The following is a 22922-nucleotide window of genomic DNA, read 5'->3' on the forward strand; positions in this document are numbered from 1 at the left end:
TAGAAGCGCCCGACCGGTAATCCGATCGAGCGCTTTCTGGTTGCTTATTGATCCTTGAGGCGGACCTGCTCCATGCCGGTCAGTGCCCGCATCACGCTGTAAGTCTGCTGATCCAGGCTCTTTTTCATGGAAAGCGCATCCGCAATGTCAAAATCCACATACTGATCGTCCTGGAGGCAGATGACCCGGTTGCTCTCCCCTGCTGCCAGGAGCTTGACCGCCTCATAGCCCATGTAGGTGGCAGTCACCCGGTCCCGGGAGGACGGACGTCCGCCCCGCTGCACGTGGCCCAGAATGGTGACGCGGGTATCCAGCGCGGTGGCCTCCCGGATCTTCTCCGCGACGCCGTAGGCGCCGCCCTCCACGCCTTCCGCCACAATGACCATAAAATGCGTGCGTCCGCTCAGACGGGCCCGGCGGATGGGCTCCATCAGATCGTGCTCGTAGTCAATGTCCTGCTCGGGGACCACAACAGCCGTCGCGCCGCAGGCGACGCCCACATAGAGGGCCAGATGTCCGGCGTGCCGTCCCATGACCTCCACCACCGAGCAGCGCTCGTGGGACTGCATGGTGTCCCGCAGCTTGTCAATGGAGTCCAGCGCGGTATTGCAGGCGGTATCAAACCCGATGGTGTAGGAGGAGCAGGCGATGTCGTTATCGATGGTTCCGGGGATGCCGACCACCGAGACCCCCAGCTTGGACAGCTCCAGAAGGCCGCGGAAGGTTCCGTCTCCGCCGATTCCCACCAGGCCGTCGATCCCCAGGAGCTTACAGGTGCCCACGGCTTTCTCTCTCCCCTCCGGGACCATAAACTCCTTGCTCCGCGCGGAGTAGAGCATGGTGCCGCCCTGACGGGAGATCCCGCTGACGCTTTCGAAATCCAAGGGGAGCACATCGCAGTTGATGAGACCATGATATCCGCGCCGGATACCGATACATTCGATCCCCATATGCAGCGCCGTACGGGCCACCGAACGGATCGCCGCGTTCATTCCGGGTGCATCACCGCCGCTGGTAAATACGCCGATCCGGCGTACTTGCTTTCTTTCCATGGAAAGAGCCTCCTTCTTACCGAGCATTTGCATCGTGATATTGCTATTATAGCACACTTATTGCCTTTCTACAATGCAATTTCAAGAAAAACAAGTCTCAAAAGACTTCATAAGAAAATTAATGTAAATATAAAACAGAAAACAGAAAAGAAAGAATGCAGTCCGCAAAATAATACGGACTGCATTCGTCTGCTATGTTATACCTTAAGCTCGGTTTCCTTCTGGCTCAAAGCGGTGGCGTGGGCCTCCAGAACGGGATTGACATACTCGTTCAGGAAGTCGGTCACCTGCTCGGGGCACCGGCCGATGTAGCGGCTGGGCTCCAGATGGGCGGTCAGCTCCTCCCGGCTCATGCCGAACATGGGGTCGGCCGCGATGAGATCGATCAGGTTGTTGCTCAGGCCCAGATCCTTGACGTTTCGGCCGGCCTCCAGGGAGTGGACACGGATGCGCTCGTGGAGCTCCTGGCGGTTTCCGCCCCGCTTGACGGCGTCCATCATGATGTTTTCGCTGGCCATGAAGGGCAGCTCCTCCAGCACGTGCTTCTCAATGACCTTCTCATGCACAACCAGGTTGGAGGCCACATTGCTGTAAATGTTCAGGATGGCGTCCACAGCCAGGAAGGCCTCGGGCACGGAGATGCGCTTGTTGGCGGAGTCGTCCAGGGTACGCTCGAACCACTGGGTGGCGGCGGTGACCGCGGGATTGGCGGCGTCGGCGATCACATAGCGGGCCAGAGAGCAGATGCGCTCGCACCGCATGGGATTGCGCTTGTAGGGCATGGCGGAAGAGCCGATCTGGTTCTTCTCAAAGGGCTCCTCCACCTCCTTGAGGTGGCAGAGCAGGCGCAGATCGGTGGCGAACTTGCTGGCGGACTGGGCGATGCCGGACAGGGTGGCCAGGACAGCCGCGTCCACCTTGCGGGAGTAGGTCTGGCCGGAGACCGGGGTGACGGCGTCAAAGCCCATCTCCCGGGCGATCCGGCGGTCCAGCTCCTTGCACTTCTCATGGTCGCCCTCAAAGAGCTCCAGGAAGCTGGCCTGGGTGCCGGTGGTGCCTTTGCAGCCCAGCAGGCGCAGGCTGGAGATCCGGTACTCGACCTCCTCCAGATCCATCAGAAGCTCGTTCATCCAGAGGGTGGCACGCTTGCCTACGGTGACCAGCTGCGCGGGCTGGAAATGGGTAAAGCCCAGGGTGGGCAGCGCCTTGTACTCGTCCGCGAACTTGGCCAGATGGGCCAGGACCTGGACCAGCTTGTCCCGCACCAGCTCCAGACCCTCCCGCATCAGGATCACGTCGGTGTTGTCGCCCACATAGCAGCTGGTGGCGCCCAGGTGGATGATGGGCATGGCCTTGGGGCAGATGGCGCCGAAGGCGTGGATGTGAGCCATCACATCGTGGCGGAGCTGACGCTCCTTCTCGGCGGCCAGATCGTAGTCGATCTCGTGGAGGTGGGCCTCCATCTCATCGATCTGGTCCTGGGTGACCGGAAGGCCCAGCTCCATCTCGGCCCGGGCCAGGGCGATCCAGAGCCGCCGCCAAGTGGTGAACTTTTTGTCGGGAGAAAAAATATATTGCATCTCATCGCTGGCGTAGCGCGAGGAGAGCGGACTCTCATATACCTGCTTACTCATTTCAGAAACCCCTTTGTGCGTCAGTTTCGGAGCGGGCGGGCGCATTCCGCCCTACTCCAACGACCTTATCTTAAAAAGTATAGCATAAAATGAAAATCCTCACAAGTCATTCCTTTTCTCCCGGTGCGACGGTCACAGCGGAGCGCCCGACGCAGCAAAGGGCTCCAGCGTGCGGGGCAGGATCCCGTTGAGATAGGCGATCAGAATGCCGTAGTTGGTGATGGGGATCCCCTGGTCGGCCGCCGTGCGCTGGCGGAACTTCATCTCCTTCTCCCCCAGCGTGCAGCCGCCGCAGTGGATGACCAGCTTGTACTCGCTCAGATCCTCCGGGAAATCCCGGCCGGAACAGAAGGTGAAGGCGGGCTCCACCCCGGTGAATTTGCGGACCCAGCGGGGCAGCTTGACCGTGCCGATGTCCTCACACTGCCGGTGATGGGTGCAGCCCTCCGCGATCAGGACCTTGTCCCCGTCCCGCAGCTGGGACACGGCCTGGGCGCCCTGGGTGGTGAGGGCCAGGTCCCCCTTATAGCGGGCCATCAGGATGGAGAAGGAGGTCAGCCACACCGAGGGCGGGACCATCTTGGACACCGAGGCAAAGACCTGGCTGTCCGTGATGACCAGCTTGGGGGGCTGGCCCAGCTTGTCCAGCAGGAGGGACAATTCGGTATCCCGGCACACCATGACGCAGGCACCCGCCTCCAGGCAGTCCCGGATGGTCTGCTGCTGGGGCAGGATGAGCCGCCCCTTGGGGGCCGACCCATCCAGGGGGACCACCAGGATAACGGTGTCCCCCGTCTCCAGAAGATCGGCCACCAGGTGACGCTCCGGCTGCTCCTGCACTGCCGCCTTTGCGGCGGCCTCCCGGAGCTCATGGATGTGCAGGCCGGTCTGTGCGCTGGTCCAGATCGCATGCTCTTCCGGGGGCGGGACGGCGGGGAGCAGATCGGCCTTGTTCCAGACCAGGAGGAAGGGGATCTGCCGCTCCCGGATCAGGGCGAGCCAATCCTGCTCCTGGGGTCCCAGGGGCTGGGTGGCGTCGGCCACCAGGATGGCGAGATCGGCCTTGTTGAGGACCTGTCTGGTCCGGCGGACACGCAGGGCGCCCAGCTCCCCCTCGTCGTCAAAGCCGGGGGTGTCGATGATCTGGACCGGACCCAGCGGCAAGAGCTCCATGGCCTTGTACACGGGATCGGTGGTGGTGCCCTTGGTATCCGACACGATGGACAGGTCCTGTCCGGTGAAGGCGTTGACCAGACTGGATTTTCCCACGTTCCGCCGGCCCAGAAAGGCGATGCGCAGGCGCTCGCCGGAAGGGGTGTCGTTCAAGCTCATATGTGTCCTCTCCCCGTCTTAGAACCGGAAGTCCCGCTGTCCCTGGGCGATCTGGGCCAGGTGCTCGGTGACGATCTCTTTCACCTTGGGATTCGTGATGTACTCCAGCTGCTTTGCGATGACCTGCTCGCCCGCTGCGCGGGTGGCGGGGGCGGCGTAGTCCTCCAGATACTCCTTGAGGGTCATCAGGGCGTTGGGAAGACAGCAGTTCTGGATCTGTCCCGCCTTGCACAGGGACATGAAGCGGTCTCCGGTCCGCCCCTCCCGATAGCAGGCGGTGCAGAAGGACGGGACATAGCCCAGCTCCATGAGCCAGCGGACGATCTCATCCAGGGAGCGGTGGTCCGACACGTCGAACTGAGCGGAGCTCTCCTCTTCGGGCTCCGTCTCTGCATAGCCGCCCACGCTGGTGCGGGAACCGCCGGAGATCTGGGAGACACCCAGGCCCAGGACACGCTCCCGGACGGCCTGACTCTCCCGGGTGGAGATGATCATGCCGGTGTAGGGCACCGCCACCCGGATGCAGGCCACGATCTTGGCGAAAATATCGTCCGAGATGCCGTTATCAAAATCACCGGGGTCGATGTCATCGGCCGGGCAGACCCGGGGCACGCTGATGGTGTGGGGACCCACCCCGAAGACGGCCTCCAGATGCTCCGCGTGCATCAGAAGTCCAGCAAATTCATAGCGGTAGAGCTCCAGACCGAAGAGCACGCCCAGACCCACATCGTCGATGCCTCCCTCCATGGCCCGGTCATGGGCCTCGGTATGATAGGCGTAGTTACTCTTGGGCCCGGTGGGATGCAGCTTTTCATAGCTCTCCTTGTGGTAGGTCTCCTGGAAGAGAATGTAGGTGCCGATGCCCGCCTCTTTCAGCTTCCGGTAGTCTTCCACCGAGGTGGCGGCAATGTTGACGTTGACCCGGCGGATGGCACCGTTCTTGTGCTGGATGGAGTAGATGGTGTGAATGGACTCCAGAATATACTCCAGCGGATTGTGGACCGGGTCCTCCCCTGCCTCCAGAGCCAGGCGCTTGTGGCCCATGTCCTGGAGAGCGATGACCTCCGCCCGGATCTCCTCCTGGGTCAGCTTTTTGCGGGGGATGTGCTTGTTCTTGGCGTGATAAGGGCAGTAGAGGCAGCCGTTGACGCAGTAGTTGGACAGGTACAGGGGCGCGAACATGACGATCCGGTCGCCGTAGAAATCCTTCTTGATCTGCCGGGCCAGGGCAAAAATCTCCTGATTTTTGTCCTCCAGCTCACAGGCCAGCAGGACGGAGGCCTCCCGGTGGGTCAGGCCCTTGCGCAGCCGGGCCTTTTCCAGGATGGCGTCGATCACGGCCGCGTCTCTCTTATGGGCGTCGGCATAGGCGAGGCTGTCCAAAATCTCCTGATGGTCGATGAATTCTTCTGCTTTTCTGGACTTGGGATTATACATGGATGATCTCTTCCTCTCTTCTGGGTCAGGCGACAGTCCCTTCCCCATTAGTTTTTATCTCTTGGGTGTTTCTAATTCCCCGGGAAATCTCCGCGGTGGACCGCCACCGTGCAGCCGATGGAGGCCAGGCGCCGTTTCAGGCCGGCCAGATGTTCCGCGGCCTCCTCCCCGGTGCAGAGCTTATGGTCGTAGAGCGTATATTTCTCCCGGGTGGCGGGGGGCGACAGGTTGGGCATGACCACGTTGGCCCCCGCCTTGATCCCCAGCTCCCGCCCCTGGGGGTGGATGGTACCCAGCGCGGTGGTGGCCGGAAGAAGGACCCGGGGCAGCAGCAGACGCACCAGCGCCAGCAGAATGAGGGTATCCTCCAGCGTTCCGGCCGTCTCTCCGCCAAAGGGGGTGTCCTTCTGGGGGATGAAGGGGCCGATCCCCACCATATGGGGCTGGAACTCCTGCAAGAAGCAGAAGTCGGCTGCAAGGGTGTCCGGGGTCTGCCCGGGAGAGCCCACCATAAATCCGGCCCCCACCTGGTAGCCGATCTCCTTCAGGGTGCGCAGACAGTCCAGCCGATGGCCCAGGGCCATCTCCGGGGGGTGCAGCATGGCGTAATGGGCGGCGTCTGCCGTCTCATGGCGCAGCAGGTAGCGGTCCGCGCCGGCATCAAACCAGAGCTGGTAGACCGATCGCTCATACTCTCCGAAGGAGAGGGTGACGGCGCAGTCCGGCCAGTTGGCCTTGATGGCCCCTACCCAATCCGCGATCTGGTCCGGCGAGAGGCCGGGGTCCTCTCCCCCCTGGAGCACGAAGGTGCGAAAGCCCCACTCATACCCCCGGGCGCAGCAGTCCAGGATGGTGTCCCGCTCCAGGCGATAGCGGCTCACCGCGGGATTGCCCCGGCGAATGCCGCAGTAGAGGCAGTTATTCCTGCAGATGTTGGTGCATTCGATGAGACCGCGGACGTAGATGGCGTCCCCATACCAGCGGCGCCGCTCCGCCTCGGCCCGGCCGAAAAGGAGCGCCTGGTCCAGGGACCGGCGCCGTGCCAGCAGCGCCCGCCACTCCTCCCGGCTCAGATGGTGCTCCTCGATCAGCTTTTCCAGCAGCTCATCCATTGGGCAGCTTGGAATAGATGGCCTTGCAGGTCACGCCGGGCAGCATGCCCACCTTCCCGGACAGCGCGCTGATGGCGTCCGAGGGCGCATCCAGCACGATGGAGATGATGTTGCAGCCCCGCTGCCGGTAGGGCAGTCCCATCCGGCCGATGATATAGTCCTTGTATTGATGGAGCAGCTCGTTGAGCTTTTCCACGGAATCCGCATTCTCGACCACTACGCCGAGAAGGGCCACGCGCGATTCTTCCATAGATCGGTTCCTCCTTGTAACGCACGAAAAATGGACGCACCGAAAGAAGGTGCGCCCATACGGAAAACCAGTATTCTGCACAACCCTTCCCCGTCAGGGAGCATCTCCCTTTCGCGTCAGCGTTGCCTTGATTATACTGCTCATTTCAGTTTTTGTAAAGGCTTCTTTTTTCAGAAAATCTTTTTCATCCATGGCTGGATTTCCGGTTGAATTTATGCGCCAAAAGACGTACTATATAAGCGAAACGATTTGGAAAGCAAAAGGAGGAATGGAACGATGGTGATCGATCGGGTAAAGAATGCCGCCGTCTACTATGGCCTGGGGGAGCGCTTCCAGAAGGCGCTGGAATGGATGGTGCAGGCCGACCCTTCCAGCATGGTGCCGGGAGAGAAATGTACCATTGACGGGGAGAATATTTTTGCCACGCTCTTTGAGGTGGACACCCTGCCCCGGGAGGAGTCCCAGCTGGAGGGCCACAAGCGGTATGCGGACATCCAGTACCTCCTGGAGGGCAGCGAGTGCGTGGGCTACGCCCAGAACGGTACCGTACCGGTGACGGTCCCCTATGATCCCCAGAAGGACATCGGCTTCTGGAACGGGGACTGGGATACCCTGAAGCTGGAGGCCGGCATGTTCTATATCGTCTGGCCGGACGATCTCCATGCCCCCCGTGTGGCCTGCGGGGCGCCCGCTCCGGTCAAGCGCATGGTGGTAAAAGTGAAGCTGGACCCGTAAAAAATGCAGGACCCAAGTCAGAACAAAGACTTGGGTCCTGTTTTGCCGGTGGATGGTCCCTATCGGTCCAGCACGGGGTTCATATAGTAGACATTCTTCTGGTTCATCTTGTCCTTGGCCAGCTGGATGGCCTCGCCAAAGCGCTGGAAATGTATGATCTCCCGCTCGCGCAGGAAGCGGATGACGTCGCTGACGTCGGGGTCGTCCGACTGCCGCAAGATGTTATCGTAGGTGACGCGGGCCTTCTGCTCGGCGGCCAGGTCCTCGGTCAGATCACAGATGATGTCGCCCTTGACTCCGATATAGGAGGCGGTCCAGGGAGCGCCGGATGCCGCCGCGGGATATACGCTGGCCCCGTGGTCCGTGAAGTAGGGGGCGAAGTTCCCCATTCTGGGATCGTCCGGCGAGAGCTTCCGGGTGAGCTGATAGACGATGGTGCCCACCATCTCCAGGTGGCCCAGCTCCTCTACGCCGATGTCGGTGAGCAGTCCCTTGAGCTCGGGATAGGGCATGGAGTAGCGCTGGCTGAGATAGCGGATGGACGCGCCCAGCTCCCCGTCTGGTCCGCCGTACATCAATAAACTATTATTTTAAGAGAAGAACAAAGGATGGGAACAAAATGCCCGCAGGGATTGCCTGCGGGCATTTTTGTCATCTCGCTATTCTGCTTTATCCCCAGGGACCACCTTGTCCCCCGCTTCATCAACCGCCGTTCTGGCTGCGGCAAGTCCACGCACCAGGATCTCCGGCACGTCCACCCCCAGGGCCACCATATTCTCCACGATGCTGGTCAGCTCATTCAAGATATAGACAGCCAACGTAAACCATCCGATGAGCTGCAGAAAGCCAAGGTTGATTCCCAGCACCGTGCCCAGGTCCATGAGGACGAAGGAAACACCGAAGGACAGAGAGACAATCACCCAATAGCTGAACTTCTTCACAATACCCCGTGCTCCCTTGGCACTGGACAGGGTACCAGTAGCCCGGGCCTTCATCAGGCCATAGATGTAGTCAATCACGTTCAGACCCAAGAACAGCGCGAACACAGGCCAATGAACCCCGAAAACGTATGTAAGGCCGGAAACGATAACCGCGCCGATCAGGTTTGCCTTATCCGCAAATGCGGAGAAGACGGAAGGAATGTTCTCCATATTAGTTACTCCCCTTTCGAATGTGCTCCGCCATGGCATGGATAAGGCACACCACGTTGGCGTCCGAGTAACCGCTGCCGGCTTTCCAGTAGTCCGGGCTGGTAATGATCCCGGCACGGGCCAGCTCCTCCACGTCGGTGTCCAAGTTGGACACATTGGGCTCCTCCCCTTTGCACAGCTTCAGGAACTCTTCCCAGCCGCCAGGCGTGTTCCGGATCGTCCGGGGGCAGTCCTTGCCGTTCCAATGGTGGTGCTGCACCACCCGCTCCAGGGGGATACTGTGCTCTGTCATCAGGAGGCGCGCCAAGGCGGCGGCGTTCTGCTTTGCCTTCTCAAAGTTCCCGCCTGCATCCACGCAGATCTCCACGCCGATGCTCTTGGTGTTGCCGGGGCCCTTGGCTCCGTCCCCGGCGTGATAGGCCGTCTCGGTATCCGGCAGGTGCTGGACGATGGCGTGGTCATCCACCGTGTAGTGCCAGCTCACCAGAGCATTGGTGGCAGCGTCCCCCTTCAGATAGGAAGCGTGAGCCGCCGCGTCGGCTCCCCGGGCGGTGTTCCCGGTCTCGTGGATGGTGAGATAGCTGCACAGATTGAGGCCGCCAGGACGGTTCTTCCGACCCTGCGGGATATATTCGGTCTGGATGGCAATGCCGTTGTCAGTGGTCCGCTGAGGGGCCTTTACCGGCTCCAGGTAGTCCAAGGAAACCCAGCCCTTGTCTGTTCTCCCCCAGTCGTCCCGCTCCTCCAGAATGGTGACCACCGTGCCGCAGGGATAGGCTCCCGTCTTTCCATAGCCCGTACCCGGGCCGCTGCGGATGTTGACGCCGATGGACGGCGTGACCGTGTACTGTTTGCTCATGGTGTCCTCTCCTTCCGGCGGCTCCGTGCCTCCCTTTTTCGTGTAGACGCAAATCCAGTTATGGACTTTGCGTCCGTCTCCCCGCATAATCGCTCCGTCAAAGTCGCACATGGAAGATCCGCCACCGTCCAGCATCACGGCGCTCTCCCAGCCAAGGGCGGCCAGATCATCCCGCAGACCCTCGGGCGTCCGGGCGTCGCTGGATCTGTCCGAGGAGCAATAGAGGCAGAGCGCCCCATCTTTGAGACCAATGGCAGAGCGCCCCCGGGTGCCTCCCTGACCTTTTTGCTGATAGCTGGGCTTGTCCACAGGGCCCCACGGACCGATCAGGCAGGTTACGGATATGAAGTTCTCAAAGAGTGCCGGGCTGCTCTCCAGCTTGATATCGGGGCCGCCGTTCCATCCGTAGCCGTAAGCGCCCCATGTCTTGGTGAGCAGCGCGCCGCCTACTTTCAGCATGGGGCACGGAGACCCGTCGGCGTTCCACATGCCGCCGTTCAGGATATAGGCGGCCCCTGTTTCCTTCTTGACCTGGGAGAGCGTTTTTTTACAGTTTGTGACTCGGATCTCCAGCTTATCAATGCTATTCAGCGGGATATATGCAATCCGTTTGCTCATTCCTCCGCACTCCTTCCAGCCATAATTGCGTCAGCCGCTTCCCGGCTCAGGCGGCCCGCTGCCACCAGAGCCTCGATGCGCTGCTTGTCCCAGAGCGTAGGATAGTACTTCCGGGCCAGCTCTTCCACATTCATAGATCCACCCCCTGCATAATGGCCAGAAAATCCACATCCGCCCGGAGCTGCTCCAGCGCGGTGGGCGCTGGAGGGATGATTGTCGCCCGGTCGGCCTCGATCTCCTCCTCCATGCGCTCCACCGGCGTCCCGTCCACCAGCTTATAGCGGGGGATGCCATCCTGCGTATATAGACCGTCAAAGTAGTGGGACTGGCACAGGTTGTATTTGTCGCCTGTACCCTCGTCGATCTGCACCCAGCCGGTCAGGTCTGCCGGGGTGGTGTACCCACCCTCGCAGCGGGTGATGCGGGCATGTTCATCAGTCTGTACGTATACTTTCGATCTGGTAATTTCCATACCTACCTCACAGTTCTGCGGACAAAAATCCATCTGTAATCTCAGATACAGAGTACACTTTGCCTGGAGTAAAACCTGTTCCCTTTACCTGTAAACACACAACTCCGTCGGATAGCGAAAGCACAGTAACGCCAGTTACGGAGTTGCCGTCAAACGGATACAATCTTGTGATTGCTCCGCTCCAAACGGGAGTAGTCCTCATAGTTACCGGGATCGGGACAAAAAGATACACTGTTTCTGCGTCACCGGCATAGCCCCACGTGCTATTGATTCCAATCCTAAACAGATACCGCTGACACTCCGAAAGCACTACCCCAAATTTAGGTCCAACAAACAAATGCGGCAAGCCAGACTTATCCATCCATCCGAGAGTGTGGAAGTCACCTTCCTCCATCTTTGCGGCGTACATCCGAATCTTGCACCCCTTGCCGCATACAAAAACAAATTTCAGGGAGGAGGTCAGCGTCCCAGCGGTGTCCGTCAGTGAGCAAAACCCCTTCGCGTCCGGGATGGCAACATCTTTTTTGTACTCGTCAAAGATGTTCGTGATGTAGCAATACTCTGTCCCGCTAATCCGCTCGGCCAGCGCGGACAGAGTGAGGGTCTTACCACTGTAATTGGAAGGTGCTTCCACGGTGCATTCAAACGTTGCAAAGTTTTCAGGCGGCGCCTCCAACTCGATGCAGTCGTCTTTTACAGTCAGTGTACCGCTGTTCAGCTTCCAGCCGTCAATGGTGTAGCCGTCCGCATAACTGAGCTTCCCACGCTGATTGATTGGAAAGAATCCAGCTCCTTTTTGGCTTCCGCCGCCGATAAAGAAGCCATTTCGGAGAAGGGTAGGTCGCACTTCAGCCCCCAAGTTGAAGAGAGCCTGCTGAGGTGTTTTTGCACCTGTGCCTCCATTTTTTAAAGGCACGATATCTCCGGATCCGTACAGCGCAGAGAACGCTTCTCCGATCTCTTTCACGGCTCTCTGGGTCGCATTTGCCTGTTCCGTCAGATAGTTATACCCGTGCTGTTTGCTCAGCCCCACCTCCTCTCCGGTTGGGGCAACGGTCTGACCATAGGTCCAGTTTTCCGGAAGATCCGCCGGAAGCGGAACGGTGATCGGATTATCCGCCATTTGCAATCACTCCTTCTCTGACAGGGATCGTATGTTTCAGGACGGTGGAGCCGGTTACCGGGATATAAACGGTGGAGGCAGTCAGCACGTTCCCATCCGTGTCCAGAAGCTCTACCTGTGTGATCTCCGCGGCCTGATCCTGGGCTACCGAATAGGTGACCGTCAGTCTCGATCCATCGACCCGCTTCTCCAAATCCGCAATGGTGACCGTTCCATTCACACGGGCGGACGCGATATCTCCGGACACAAAGCCCGCGACTCCCTCCAGCAATTTCTGCTGAATTGATTTGGTTTCCGGCATTTTAATCACTCCCTGGGGCGTCTCACTGGCAAAAGGGGCTACTCCGAGTCCCCATCCACCGAGCCGATAGTTGTAAATCCGCTGTGAGAGATCGATCTGCTCACTCAGCAGAAGTCCGGCACTGAGCAGCGGAGTATTGATATAGACGATGTGGGCTGGCTTGATCCGGTTGATCGTCACGGCCACTTCCGCGGCATACTGCTGGTTTTCGGCGGAGCTCTCCACATACAGCGTATAGTTCGGATAGTCCATCCGAGCGGTCCAGGCTCCTGGCCCGATCAACACGTCCAGGCGCTGGCGCAAAAATTCCATGGTATAGGGCGGTCTGGTCGAGATCCGGTTGAGAAGCCGTGATCTCCGAAACGAAATCGACTCCGAGACTGGATTTGGAACGATTCCCAGGACCTTTTCCCACTGGCTGACCGCCGACACATCCATACTCTGAAAAAAGAAATTCTGCGCCACCGAGGTGATCTCCTCTGCCAGAAGGTCGAACTGCTCCTGTTCCGTCTGACAGATCTGCTGATAGTCCTGGATGCGCCGGTACCAGGGCGGAAGCAGGGAAAGAAGTTCCCGGTCCAATTCGATTTTATTCACGCAGCGTCACCGTCCCCAGTGTGGGCACCTGCTGGAGAGCGCCCGTTTCTGTGAGGATCAGATCCTCGCTGCCCCCGTTGAGCTGGACAGATACAGCGTTGACGACACCGGTAGTCCCTACGATGGCCGCCAAGACCCGGGAGAGGTACACATCCGCCGCATATTCCACGGTGCCGGAGCCGAGCTGAGTGTCCCAGGCCTGCCGCACGCTCCGCAGGTAGACCTCGATGGAGGCCTCCACCAGGGGCTGCACCTGCTCCAGATCGTATCCGGCGGCCAGCGTTACCACCGCCGACACACTGACCTCCACTTTTTCCGGGGCCGATATGGTCACCTGGGCCCCGATGGGCGCGATTCCAAGCCCCGCGCCTGTGCGCTGGGGGTCGATGGCGGTCTGGATGCGCTCCACCAGCTCCGGAGAGGCCGGCAGCAGGTCCGCTCCCAGGACGGAGCATTTGACCGTCCCTCCCCCGCTCCAGGTCGGATACACCTGCACCCCGCCGACTCCGTCGATCTCCAATATGGCGGCGCGGTAGGAGGCGATATTCCCACCGAAGGGCTTTTCGGTCAGGGCGGTGACCAGTCTTGCACGGAGCGCTTCGTCGGTCTCCGTATCGTCTCCGGGGATCAGGATATCAGTGATCTGGGCAGAGGTCAGCCCCTGGACCGATGTGATGGGCAGGATAGGCCCGCTGTACTCGTTCCCGATGGCGCCGGCGGTCTCAGCGGTAAGCTGGTACTGGTTCGGCGTATCCTCCTGCGCGGTCACCACAAAGTTGATGCTCTCCGCCCCGTTGATGGTGGAGAAGCGTGCGCCCAGAGGCACCGGGGTATTGAATACGCCCAGCCGGACCGCCGGTGAGGCTGGATACCGGGAGATCCCGCCCAGCGGCGCCAGAAGGTCCAGAGATGCGCCCACGGCGGTCTGTACAAAGGCCTGGCGCTGCACCAGATCGAGGGAGAGATAGAATCCCTCAAACACATAGGCCACCGGACTGAGCGCGGTGGGGATGGGCGCGGTATCGCGCTTATCGTAGATGTCCGGAACCGACTCCAGCATCTGCTTCCGGAGCGCGGCATAGGTTTTTTCGGTAAAATCGATCACGCCAAATTCACCTCCACAGAAGTGGGAATGTCGCCATAGACGGTGTGGACTGTCATGGATGCGGTCATGGTATCCCCAGCCAGCACATAGGTGAAGCCGGAGATGCCGCGGATGCGGTCATCCACCCCCAGCGCATCCTCCAGACGCCGCTGGATCTCGGAGGCTACATATCCGGGGTCCTGTCCAATCAGCCCATCCCACTGCATCCCGGAATAGGGAGAATAGATCTGCCAGCGGAAACGCTCTACATGCAGGATGATATCCACCGCCTGCTTGACGGCCTCATACCCGCTCACGGTGCCGCGGATACGGCCGGACATCTGGTCGATGTACCATGTCAGCGAGGGCTGCTGTTCAAATTGGAGTCCGGCCTCCAGATCGACCACTCCGCCGGAAGGCAGCACAGACATCCCCTACCCCCCTTCCATGATCCGGGAGAGCACGATGTATTTCTGCCCCCGCTGTACCCGGAGCAGAAGCACCGCGTCCCCCGGCTCCAACCCCCGGTTGAGAATGGTATATCCATCCTCCACCGGGAGAGTCTCTCCATTCTCGATGCAGGCGACCGTCCCGGGGATCTTCTTCTCCACCACCGGCTCCGTCAGATAGAGCAGACAGGCTTTGAGCGGCGCCATAGCGGGATTGGTGGAGATCTCCAGCGGGGATGTGCTGATCACCGTTCCCACACTCAGATCGGTCAGCTGCGCGGCGCGGAGATGCTGCGCGATCATCTGGTTGATAATATCTCTCAGCTGCATGGTTCACCTCAAATCGCCAGGGTTTCAAATTTCATTGTGTGTACATCGTTTTCCCAGGTGTGCGTCACTTTTTCCAGAAGGACATACTGGTCCAGATCGATGTCCCCCAGGCCGGGGACCTGCATGAGCACCATCTGCCCGGCCCGCAGGCCCGGAACACCCAGTGTCTCCACGGACAGAGTGCGCATCCGCCGGTTATAGTACCGCAGGCTCTCCTGCGCACGGGCGCGGGCCTGCGCGTCGTTGATATCCCCGTCCAGCTTCTGATAGAGCTGGAGCAGACCCCACTGCCCGATGGTGCTGGAGTCCTGTGCCACAAACACATCTGCCCTCCCGGTCTTTTCGTTGGGCCGGGCCAGCTTGATCGAGTTGTAGGTCTGCTCGTCGATATCTGTCTTGTAGGAGTAATCCAGCAGCAGAGAGTTTTCTCCGATCACGGTATTGGAGATCATATCCTCCGGGCGGCGCAGCGCCACCCCGCTCCCTCCGTCATAAAAGACATAGATATCCCCGGTGTTGAGAAGGGTCTGCTGGACGGCCTCTCCGATGATGTCGAAGCAGCTCTGGTCCTCTTTGGAGAGAGACGGGATCGGATATCCGGTATCCGCCAGCTCTCCCACCTCGACCTGCAGGTCTCCGGCGATTTGCCGGATGATATCTCCGGCCTTCTGGCTGTAAAAGGTATAGGAGGCGTTTGCCTTGAAATACCGCAGCCGGTCGTAACAGGTGACGTCGATCTCTCCCCAGCGGTTTTTCGACTTGGTGAACACCCAACCGTAAAATTGGAGCTGTCCATCCACGGAGAAGCGGACCACATCGCCCTCGGTAAAGGATAGGTCTCCCGACTTGAGGATGGTGAAGGTCAGCTTTCCGGGCGTGTCGGTACGGTTGGTCTCCCAGGATACGGACTCCACGCTGTTGGAGCACTCCCAGATCTGCCCGCTCGACCGATTGACGATCAGAAGCTCCGTGTTCATGTCCCGCTCACCACCTGCAAAGCAGATTTCTTCATCCACCCGAGGGCGCCGCCGGACTCCGTGGTCACATGGACCGGGCAGGCTCTGCTGCCATCCACGATCCTGGATACCACGACCCGGCGGCCGTTCCCATTCCCGTGCGGCTCATCCCCATAGCTGGAGTAATAATAGGGGCCGTTTGCCACGCACACCCCGCCCACCACCAGCTGTCCCTGGGGGATGTCTCTGGTCTGCTCTGTGGTGACCGTCGCAGGCGTGCCCGCCGTCTGCTGCTGGACCTGCATCACCCTGGGAGAGTAATCCCGGTATTCCGTCAGGGTCAAATCATAATAGAAGTCGCCGGTCTCACCGCCCCGCTCCTCATAGGTAAATCCGGTGACCAGCACCTGGAAGCCGGCGTCCTCTGTCATAAAGGGCGTCCCGTCCTCATAGTACCGAACCGGGGTGTAGAGAATCGGCGCCTTCTCATCCATGGCGGACTGGAAAAAGCGGATGTAAAACTCCGGAGGCTCAAAGCCGTTGGCCGTCAGCACGCCCGGAAAGGGTTTCCCGGGAAAAAACTTGGAGATGGTCACGGTTTTCAGCTTCGGTTTGCGCGGCACCATGATCGGTCCGATCCCGAGCACATTGTATTCGCTGTTGTCCGACTCTACCGACACCGGCAGCTTGTCCGGATTGACCGGGAGACGGATCACGACACCGTCACGTGTGAAGAATATTCCAAAGTTGTTTGCCATGGTTCCGCCTCCCGTCAATAGGCCCGCGCGGTGCTGACGGTCGAGCCGGCCGCCACCTGTTCGATGAGGATATCACGGATCGTGTCCGCCAGCTGCTGGCGGTCCGCCGCCGTGCGCCCGGTATTGGCGCTGTTTATGGTAATCACCGGCGTCTGAGCGGTCAGGTTGATCCGGTTCACGTACTGACGCTGCGCCATATCCACCAGAGATTTGAGATCTTCCTCCGAGAGATTTACCGCCTTTTCAATGCTCCCGACACTACCAGAGATGTCGCCCAGCTTTCCATTGATCGATGCCAGCTCTCCATAGGCGGGCACAGTGAACCCCGAACCATAGTCTCCCATTCCGGGCATGGAGAATCCGCCCAGTTTCAGATTGGAGCCCCATTGATAGCCGCTCTGGAAGGACTTGCCCAGGTCAAAATACTCCATGGGCTTGACAAACTCCTTGTAGGAGCCTGCGGCGATGGCTCTTTCCCGGCTGGCCTGCATGGTCTGATATAGACTGTCAATGCCCGAGGTGAGGCTTACTTCCACGCCGGGTATTGCGTTAATCAGGGCTTCAATTCCACTTGCGACGCTTCGGATGTGCCCCAGAATGCCCAGAGCCATATCGTGGAACAAAATTTCAACTGCTCCGGGGAGATCTGTAAATGCATTTCCAACGAAGTTTATAAACATAGCAAAGCCGCGCTGGAGTGGTACGATGGTCATATTCATGATCTGTGCGCCCATTGTGAAGAACACGCCTGCCACAATTCCGGTAGCTGAAATACTGGACTTGGTGAAGTGGTTGAAGGCCGCCACGCCGGCATAGAGCGCCGCAACCAACAGAATGACTCCCATCACAATCCAAGTGATGGGCGAGGCGAGGAGCGCACTATTGAAGGTAAATACAGCCGCAGATGCCGCAGCTGTATTCCCAGTTAATACACCAAAGCCAATGCTCAAAAGGTTTACGACAAAATGATAGGCTGCTGTTGCGACAGCTGCAATCTTGGTCCAGTTGGCTGCGATTTGGAATACAGCAAAGGCGCCTGCGGCACCCAGTACCAGCGGCCCGATGATGTCCAGGTTGTTTGCCAGCCAGTTGATTCCCACCAAAACCGGCTGGAAGGCCATGAGAGCGGTGTTCTGGAAGGATGTCCATACTTGACCCCAGGTCATTGGCATCTGCGCAAATTCGGCGTTGATTCTAGCCGCGGCATCAAACATGGCGTTTTTGACCACTTCGGCGGTGACCTGTCCTTCGCTGGCCATTTCCCGCATGGTTCCAACGGAGACCCCCATATATTTCGCAATAGACTGCGCGATGGTCGGCGTCTGCTCTAAAATGGAATTGAGTTCCTCACCTCGCAGAACACCGGAAGACATGGCCTGTGTCAGCTGGAGCAGGGCCGCATCAGCCGCCTGCGTGGACGCGCCGGAGAGTACGATCTGCTTGTTGATCTGCTCAGCAAAGGAGACGAGCTCCCTGGTGCTGTTGAAGGCGTCGCCAGCCATTGTTCCAAGCTTTCCCACCATATCCGCAGTGGCCTGATAGGCCCCCCAGGATCTCTGTGCGCTCTCATAGATCATCCGGTTAAGCCGGGCTGTGTCCTGGAGCTCGCCGTTCATCCGGTTCAGCCGTGCCGTGGTCTGCGCCATGGTATCGGACAGGCCGACCAGAGAGGTCAGACCTTTCAGCCCCGCATAGGCGCCCACCAGGTTCCGGATCTTTCCGGTCAGGGTGTCTGTGGTCCCGCTCAGCTGGCGCTGGGCCTCGGAATATTGATTTGCCTGCCGCCGGGCCAGCTCGGTGGCCTCCGCGGCCCGTCCGGTACATTGCAGGTAGGATGTGAACGCCGCCGTAAACCGGTCGACCAGGATGAGTTCTTCCTGAATCCGTGCCACAGAATCACCTCGTTTCGATCTCCTGCTGTTCTTTCCTGCGGGCCATCATGTCTCGGAAGGCAAACGCAGTCACCAGCTGTTTTTCTCCCGCCGGGAGTCTGTCATATTTGGAGGGGGGCCAACCCAGATTGACAAAGCAGTAATAGGCTGTCAGTGTCTCAGCGTCCAGGTCGGTCCCGTAAATCAGTTTTTTACCATTTCCTCCATGACATCGCTCTCCAGCTCGGAGAGTCCGTGAATGGCCTGCATCAGACGGTTATATTCTCCGGCCAGCAGCATTTTCCCCGGTACCAGCTGGGGGCTGACCACGCCGTAAGCGTCGCAGAGCTGCTTGCTGGAAAAATCGGGTTCCACGGTGGCCGCCACAACGGTCCGCTGGGCATAGTCCACACTGTCCACATACTCGAGGCGCTGGCCATTGCGGGTCTCCACCCGGGTAGCTGCCCGGACCAGACGGTCGTTTTCCTCCTGGCTCAGCGCTCGGATGCGAAACGGAACGGGCTTGCCGTCCTCGTCCAAAAACCGGTCCGAGATGATGACCTCCTTCTCTACGGCCGTCTTGACCGGGTGAAGAAACGCGGAAAGCTTGCTCATAACAGATCCTCCTTACTGGCTCACATTCACCGGGTCCGTAAATCCCTGGATCCGGGCCACCCGGGTGTAAGCAAAATTAAATTCATAGTCCAGCATCGCCTTCTCATCGTCCAGAATGGAGAGAGGAATCTCTCCTGTCAGATGACATCCATAGTAGGCCATGATCTGGCTGCCCATGCTGACTGTGGGGTCGGTGTTGTTGATCTGCACGTCAAAATACTCCATGACGCCCTTTGTGATATAGTTCAGGAGCATCTCCTGAAACAGATTGGAGCCGTTGGATCCGTAGTAGACCTTCCCCTTCGCGGTCAGCTTGACACCGTTGGGCTTGTCCTGGATCACCCGCGTGCCAATGCTACGCATATCGGTGGACTGGATCCCGCCCACAGGCTGGATGTTCTTCAGACCGATCACCTCGATCTGCTTCCCCTTCCGGGTGATATAGACGGTACCCTCGGCGCCGTTTACCGTATCTCGCTCAAGCAAAAAAGACATGCATTCCACCTCCTCAGGAGATCTCAATGGTGAGATAGATCTTCTCCACCGAATCCACAGGCTGGAGGGCAAGATTTACCACGATGGCGTCGATCTCCTGCCCGGCCAGCACCTCCACGTCGTCGGGGGAGAAATTCTGGATTCCCTGCTCCGCCTGGATCTGCTGGAGATAGCCGACGATGGCGGTTTTGAACCGGGCCCGTCCGGCCTCGTTGTTGTTGACCACACCGATAAAATTGGCGGAGAACTGGGCATAGAGGTCATTTGCGATGGTGGAGAGGAGCCGGACCACCCGGTTTTTCCGATAGATCTTTCCGATGTCCTCGGTAAAGGTCACCAGGCTGTTGATGTCCTGCATGACCTTCACCACGCCGTCCTCCGCAAAAAAGACGAAATTTCCCTGCTCCAGCTCCTGGATGTACTGGTCGTTGGTGCGCATCTGGGTGGATACCGCCTGCGGATACTGGGCATAGGTCAGGCTCTCGTTGAACTTCGCGCCGGCGGAAGCTCCTCCGGCCCACCAGACAGCCTGTTCTTTCGTCAGCGCTGTCCCGTCGGCCAGCGTGACCGGACTGTTGACGTGGATGACATACCGGGTATCCGGTGCGGAGAGCCCGGAGGCGCAGAGCTGGCAGCGCTGGCCGTTCTCATCGTTGATTCGCTTGATAAAGGACAGCATGGCGGTCTGCACCGTCTCATCGCTGCCGTCATAAATCATCACATCGAACTTGTAGGGCTCAATGGCGGTCAGGTAGGTAGAATAGGCCGTTGCGGCCACTGTACCATCGTTTCCGCCGGTCAGAGCCGCCCCTGTGGTGGCGCTCAGCGCTCCGGAGCCGCTGAAGGTGACCCAGTCGTTGGCGGTCAGGTCCTCCACGGTCTTTCCGGTCTGCTGATCCATGACAGCGCCGTCCACCACCGTGGATACCAGGAAGGAATTCTCCGGCTCCGTGAGGGCCGTCACGATGATAGAGATGTCATTTCCGCGCACCCCCTCATACCGGGCGGTGGCCGTCAGCGTCCCCTCCGTAACGGTAGCCTTCGCGGCGCTGGATGCGCTGGGCCGGTACAGCAGCACCCGGGTGGGCGGGCTGGTCCGGTTGGAGCCCTTGAAGATCTCCTGCAGGAAACGGGCCTTCGGGTCGGTGATGTCGTAGCCAATGACGGGGGTCAGGTCCATGTCCGGGGTGACTTCCGTGACCTTGGCCACCGCGCCCCAGGACAGGGGCTCACAGATCGTAACGACGCCCCGCTCGCCCACAGTCAGACCCAGGGCTCCCTTGGTTTTGAATCGGATATAGACACCGGGAAGGACTTTGTTCTGGGTCGTCCAGGAACCGCCTGCCATATCACTCACGCTCCTTTGCGAAAAATGCCTTGACGGCCTGATCGGCCTGCGCCAAGGTGTACTCTGATTTTCTCAGCACGGCGCTGAGAAAATCCTTCTGATACTGCTTGTACCGGGTGCTCCGCAGCAGGGCCTCCCGGGTATACTTTTTAGCCTCCATCGGTCACGTCCTCCTTGTAGTCCATGGTGCGCATGGGGTTGTATGGCTCCGGGAGGTGGACGATCACCCGGATCTCAAACTTGTAGTGAAGCGCATCCAGGTCGATCCGCCACTCCCGCTCGTAGGTCCGCAGCGCCCCGGTGTCCGCGCCGTCCGTATAGGGAAAGGTCTCCATCACCAGGTCAAGGGTCTCCGCGGCCTCCTGATAGAGCCGCTGCATATCCGGCCGGTTGTAGTCCTCCAGATAGGTGAGATCCAGTCCGATGGTGCGCAGCCATCGCCCGGCGGTCTGGAGCTTCAGGTTGGAATAGCGCTGCTGGAGGAACATACAGGGCACGGTGCTCCCCTGCTGGTTCGGGTCCTCGAAAAACGTCACGCCTGGAAAGTTTCCGGACAGGTGTGCGGCCAGAGACCGGGCCACGGTGGAAAGTGTGAATTTCATTTCATCAACTCCTGAATGTGCCGGTCCAGCTCAGAGAGCACTGCTTTTTCATAGGCCTCTTTCCCCTTGTCGGTCATGAATTTCCCCTTCACATAGGTCGTTTTCGTGCCGACAACCAGACCACCGCCAGCCTCGGCATACGCCGGATCGTATTCCAGCTGATTTGAATTTGGGTTGATGTACAGCCCCGGTACAAAATGCCGGTCGACCCGGTGGCCGTCGTTGACATAGGAGGCGTATTCCAGATCATTTTTCAGGAGGGAGCGGTAGATCCCGCCGCCGGAGATCCCGCCGCCCCGCGGCTCCACTTCGCTGTCTGTGACCCAGTGCTGTTTCAGCTCTCCACTGCGCGTGCCGGTGCCGCGGAGGTCCCCCACTTTGGGCGGGGTGGCCTCCACGGCGGCCTCGACAGCCCGCATCGCCGCGTTCTTCTGTACCTCATACAGGATCTCCGGCAGGTCCGCTCCGATCTTTTTCAGCTGCAGAAGGCGCTGCTGTAATGTGACGGTGTAGCTCATTTCACACGCTCCTGCTGCAGCAGGCGGATCTCCTGGTGCGCCAGCCCAGGGAGCACCGCTCCAAAGGGTTCAAAGTACCGGTTTGGCTCCGAGGCAAAGGCCCGGAGTTCCTCGGCCTCCTTCCCCAGCAGCGCCCCGCGGCGGATGTGCAGCTCATCGCCCGCCCGAATGTCCACGGCATTGTCCAGCATCAGATGGTCCTCCTGCCGGACATAGGCGGCGGTCTGCTCCGTCTGGAGTGCACGGGAGTCGGAGCGATAGACGCGGCACGGGACTGCGGAGAGCACCTGCGTCCGTTCGTGCCGTGTCAGGCCGTGCTCTGTGACGGCGCGCACCCGAAATACATCCACAGTATCGGTGTACCACGACTGGAAGTTCATATCACATAGCTCCCTCCTGCTCCGACGAGCTTTGCACGGTTGGCCAGCATCTGGCCGTATGTGGTGGCATTCAGGTCGCCCCACGCCTCCGTCCCCCGGGTGACCGCCTGGGTATCATAGGATACGCTGGAGTCTCCCAGGGTGGCGGACTTGACCACTCCCACCAGCGCGCCGGTAGCAGCGGCCTGGGAGGGTGTTTCGCTGCTCTCCGCATAGGTGCGCAGATACAGGGTGGCATAGTGAGCCGTGTACAGGCCCACCGCATAGCGCCAGGATTCCAGCCACTTGTCCGGCTGAATGGAGGCATTTGCCATGCGAATGATCTCATCCAGCATCGTGCGGGGGACCAGGGGCTCCCCGTCCTTCCGGTAGAACTGCGGAAAGTCCTCCTGGAACTGCTCCGGGGTGTAGTTCCCATCGGTCCTGCCCAGATTGGCGGCGGTCTCCCGGACGCCGTAAAACGGCGCGTTATCCCAGCGGTACATTCCGCAGTCCTCCCCTCTTAGACCTCAGCTTCCGCGCCGGGCTCCGCACTGGGAGCACCGCTGTCTGAACCGGCGGCATCTTCACCGGAGGATTCGCCTTTCTGGGTCTCCTTCCTGCGCTCTTTTGCCTTCTGGGCCTTCTTGTCCGCCGTTTCTCCGGCTTTCTCCAGCGCTTTATCCCGGTCAGAGCCGGACACCGCGATGGTGCCGTCTGCCACCATGCGCTGGAACTGCTTGGTCTCGGCTACCCACTCCGGGACCGGGCCCACATACCCGTTGGGGATGCGGAATTTTTCAGACCGGTCCTTGCTGAAAAAGAGCACAGCCTGTCTTGCCAGAATGAACATGATACAGCCCT

At 59.7% G+C, this 22922-nt stretch carries 29 protein-coding genes; 1 reads left to right on the forward strand and 28 read right to left on the reverse strand.

Going from position 1 to position 22922, the window contains the following annotated elements; translation table 11 throughout:
- Positions 1–44 precede the first annotated feature (44 nt).
- The 6 genes from pfkA to I2C21_RS04450 all read right to left on the reverse strand — a co-directional run bounded on the left by pfkA (position 45) and on the right by I2C21_RS04450 (position 6817).
- A complete protein-coding gene (gene pfkA / locus I2C21_RS04425) occupies positions 45–1052 on the reverse strand; it encodes a 6-phosphofructokinase (RefSeq protein WP_101693093.1) in 1008 nt (335 codons plus the stop codon).
- Between the two features lie 197 nt (positions 1053–1249).
- Positions 1250–2686: an adenylosuccinate lyase gene (gene purB, locus I2C21_RS04430; protein ID WP_195278612.1), complete on the reverse strand. Its 1437-nt coding sequence runs from the start codon at positions 2684–2686 to the stop codon at positions 1250–1252.
- Positions 2687–2818: 132 nt separating this feature from the next.
- On the reverse strand, positions 2819–4018 hold the full coding sequence (hydF, locus tag I2C21_RS04435) for a [FeFe] hydrogenase H-cluster maturation GTPase HydF (RefSeq protein ID WP_195278613.1): 1200 nt from the start codon (positions 4016–4018) through the stop codon (positions 2819–2821).
- Positions 4019–4036: 18 nt separating this feature from the next.
- On the reverse strand, positions 4037–5455 hold the full coding sequence (gene hydG, locus I2C21_RS04440; RefSeq protein ID WP_101693090.1) for a [FeFe] hydrogenase H-cluster radical SAM maturase HydG: 1419 nt from the start codon (positions 5453–5455) through the stop codon (positions 4037–4039).
- Between the two features lie 71 nt (positions 5456–5526).
- Positions 5527–6567, reverse strand: a complete 1041-nt coding sequence (gene hydE / locus I2C21_RS04445) for a [FeFe] hydrogenase H-cluster radical SAM maturase HydE (RefSeq protein WP_195278614.1) — start codon at positions 6565–6567, stop codon at positions 5527–5529.
- Entirely contained in the window at positions 6560–6817 is a 258-nt protein-coding gene (locus tag I2C21_RS04450) for a TM1266 family iron-only hydrogenase system putative regulator (protein WP_101693088.1), read from the reverse strand. The genes hydE and I2C21_RS04450 overlap by 8 nt, the downstream gene beginning before the upstream one ends.
- Positions 6818–7093: 276 nt before the next feature.
- On the opposite strand from I2C21_RS04450, the gene I2C21_RS04455 reads away from it, so the two are divergent.
- Positions 7094–7552: a NanQ anomerase/TabA/YiaL family protein gene (locus I2C21_RS04455; RefSeq protein WP_101693087.1), complete on the forward strand. Its 459-nt coding sequence runs from the start codon at positions 7094–7096 to the stop codon at positions 7550–7552.
- Between the two features lie 59 nt (positions 7553–7611).
- Here the strand turns inward: I2C21_RS04455 and I2C21_RS04460 are convergent, their stop codons facing one another.
- The 22 genes from I2C21_RS04460 to I2C21_RS04565 form a co-directional block, all read right to left on the reverse strand.
- The gene (locus I2C21_RS04460) at positions 7612–8127 is read right to left on the reverse strand and encodes a manganese catalase family protein (protein WP_195278615.1); all 516 of its coding nucleotides are present in this window, start codon (positions 8125–8127) and stop codon (positions 7612–7614) included.
- An 84-nt stretch (positions 8128–8211) separates the two neighbouring features.
- Complete coding sequence (locus tag I2C21_RS04465) at positions 8212–8703, reverse strand: phage holin family protein (protein ID WP_195278616.1); 492 nt, start codon at positions 8701–8703, stop codon at positions 8212–8214.
- Between the two features lies 1 nt (position 8704).
- On the reverse strand, positions 8705–10180 hold the full coding sequence (locus tag I2C21_RS04470; protein WP_195278617.1) for an N-acetylmuramoyl-L-alanine amidase: 1476 nt from the start codon (positions 10178–10180) through the stop codon (positions 8705–8707).
- Entirely contained in the window at positions 10177–10314 is a 138-nt protein-coding gene (locus tag I2C21_RS04475) for an XkdX family protein (protein WP_193537922.1), read from the reverse strand. Before I2C21_RS04475 ends, I2C21_RS04470 begins: the two co-directional genes overlap by 4 nt.
- Positions 10311–10652, reverse strand: a complete 342-nt coding sequence (locus I2C21_RS04480; protein WP_195278618.1) for a hypothetical protein — start codon at positions 10650–10652, stop codon at positions 10311–10313. Before I2C21_RS04480 ends, I2C21_RS04475 begins: the two co-directional genes overlap by 4 nt.
- Positions 10653–10659: 7 nt before the next feature.
- Positions 10660–11775: a hypothetical protein gene (locus I2C21_RS17495; protein WP_286167206.1), complete on the reverse strand. Its 1116-nt coding sequence runs from the start codon at positions 11773–11775 to the stop codon at positions 10660–10662.
- Positions 11765–12673, reverse strand: coding sequence for a putative phage tail protein (locus tag I2C21_RS04490; protein WP_195278619.1), 909 nt, complete (start codon positions 12671–12673; stop codon positions 11765–11767). The genes I2C21_RS17495 and I2C21_RS04490 overlap by 11 nt, the downstream gene beginning before the upstream one ends.
- Positions 12666–13778 (reverse strand): baseplate J/gp47 family protein, encoded by a 1113-nt coding sequence (locus tag I2C21_RS04495; RefSeq protein ID WP_195278620.1) that lies wholly within the window; start codon positions 13776–13778, stop codon positions 12666–12668. Before I2C21_RS04495 ends, I2C21_RS04490 begins: the two co-directional genes overlap by 8 nt.
- A complete protein-coding gene (locus I2C21_RS04500) occupies positions 13775–14188 on the reverse strand; it encodes a DUF2634 domain-containing protein (protein WP_195278621.1) in 414 nt (137 codons plus the stop codon). The genes I2C21_RS04495 and I2C21_RS04500 overlap by 4 nt, the downstream gene beginning before the upstream one ends.
- Positions 14189–14191: 3 nt before the next feature.
- Complete coding sequence (locus tag I2C21_RS04505) at positions 14192–14536, reverse strand: DUF2577 family protein (protein ID WP_186963843.1); 345 nt, start codon at positions 14534–14536, stop codon at positions 14192–14194.
- An 8-nt stretch (positions 14537–14544) separates the two neighbouring features.
- Positions 14545–15513, reverse strand: coding sequence for an XkdQ/YqbQ family protein (locus I2C21_RS04510; protein WP_195278622.1), 969 nt, complete (start codon positions 15511–15513; stop codon positions 14545–14547).
- Positions 15510–16250 carry a hypothetical protein gene (locus I2C21_RS04515; RefSeq protein ID WP_195278623.1) on the reverse strand — a complete coding sequence of 247 codons (741 nt, stop codon included), beginning with the start codon at positions 16248–16250 and terminating at the stop codon, positions 15510–15512. The genes I2C21_RS04510 and I2C21_RS04515 overlap by 4 nt, the downstream gene beginning before the upstream one ends.
- Before the next feature lie 14 nt (positions 16251–16264).
- Entirely contained in the window at positions 16265–18142 is a 1878-nt protein-coding gene (locus tag I2C21_RS04520; RefSeq protein ID WP_195278624.1) for a tape measure protein, read from the reverse strand.
- Positions 18143–18325: 183 nt separating this feature from the next.
- Complete coding sequence (locus I2C21_RS04525; protein ID WP_195278625.1) at positions 18326–18736, reverse strand: phage tail assembly chaperone; 411 nt, start codon at positions 18734–18736, stop codon at positions 18326–18328.
- 12 nt (positions 18737–18748) lie between these two features.
- Positions 18749–19231 (reverse strand): phage tail tube protein, encoded by a 483-nt coding sequence (locus I2C21_RS04530; protein WP_195278626.1) that lies wholly within the window; start codon positions 19229–19231, stop codon positions 18749–18751.
- A gap of 13 nt (positions 19232–19244) precedes the next feature.
- On the reverse strand, positions 19245–20579 hold the full coding sequence (locus I2C21_RS04535) for a phage tail sheath family protein (protein WP_195278627.1): 1335 nt from the start codon (positions 20577–20579) through the stop codon (positions 19245–19247).
- A gap of 1 nt (position 20580) precedes the next feature.
- A complete protein-coding gene (locus I2C21_RS04540; RefSeq protein WP_195278628.1) occupies positions 20581–20739 on the reverse strand; it encodes a hypothetical protein in 159 nt (52 codons plus the stop codon).
- Positions 20729–21181, reverse strand: coding sequence for a phage tail terminator family protein (locus I2C21_RS04545; protein ID WP_195278629.1), 453 nt, complete (start codon positions 21179–21181; stop codon positions 20729–20731). Before I2C21_RS04545 ends, I2C21_RS04540 begins: the two co-directional genes overlap by 11 nt.
- Positions 21178–21699 (reverse strand): HK97 gp10 family phage protein, encoded by a 522-nt coding sequence (locus I2C21_RS04550; RefSeq protein ID WP_195278630.1) that lies wholly within the window; start codon positions 21697–21699, stop codon positions 21178–21180. The genes I2C21_RS04545 and I2C21_RS04550 overlap by 4 nt, the downstream gene beginning before the upstream one ends.
- Positions 21696–22079 carry a hypothetical protein gene (locus I2C21_RS04555; RefSeq protein WP_186963853.1) on the reverse strand — a complete coding sequence of 128 codons (384 nt, stop codon included), beginning with the start codon at positions 22077–22079 and terminating at the stop codon, positions 21696–21698. The genes I2C21_RS04550 and I2C21_RS04555 overlap by 4 nt, the downstream gene beginning before the upstream one ends.
- Positions 22076–22564 (reverse strand): DUF4054 domain-containing protein, encoded by a 489-nt coding sequence (locus I2C21_RS04560; RefSeq protein WP_195278631.1) that lies wholly within the window; start codon positions 22562–22564, stop codon positions 22076–22078. The genes I2C21_RS04555 and I2C21_RS04560 overlap by 4 nt, the downstream gene beginning before the upstream one ends.
- 17 nt (positions 22565–22581) lie before the next feature.
- The gene (locus I2C21_RS04565; protein WP_195278632.1) at positions 22582–22911 is read right to left on the reverse strand and encodes a hypothetical protein; all 330 of its coding nucleotides are present in this window, start codon (positions 22909–22911) and stop codon (positions 22582–22584) included.
- Positions 22912–22922 lie beyond the last annotated feature (11 nt).

Source organism: Clostridium sp. J1101437_171009_A5, assembly GCF_015547905.1.
Lineage (GTDB): Bacteria > Bacillota > Clostridia > Oscillospirales > Oscillospiraceae > Pseudoflavonifractor_A > Pseudoflavonifractor_A gallinarum.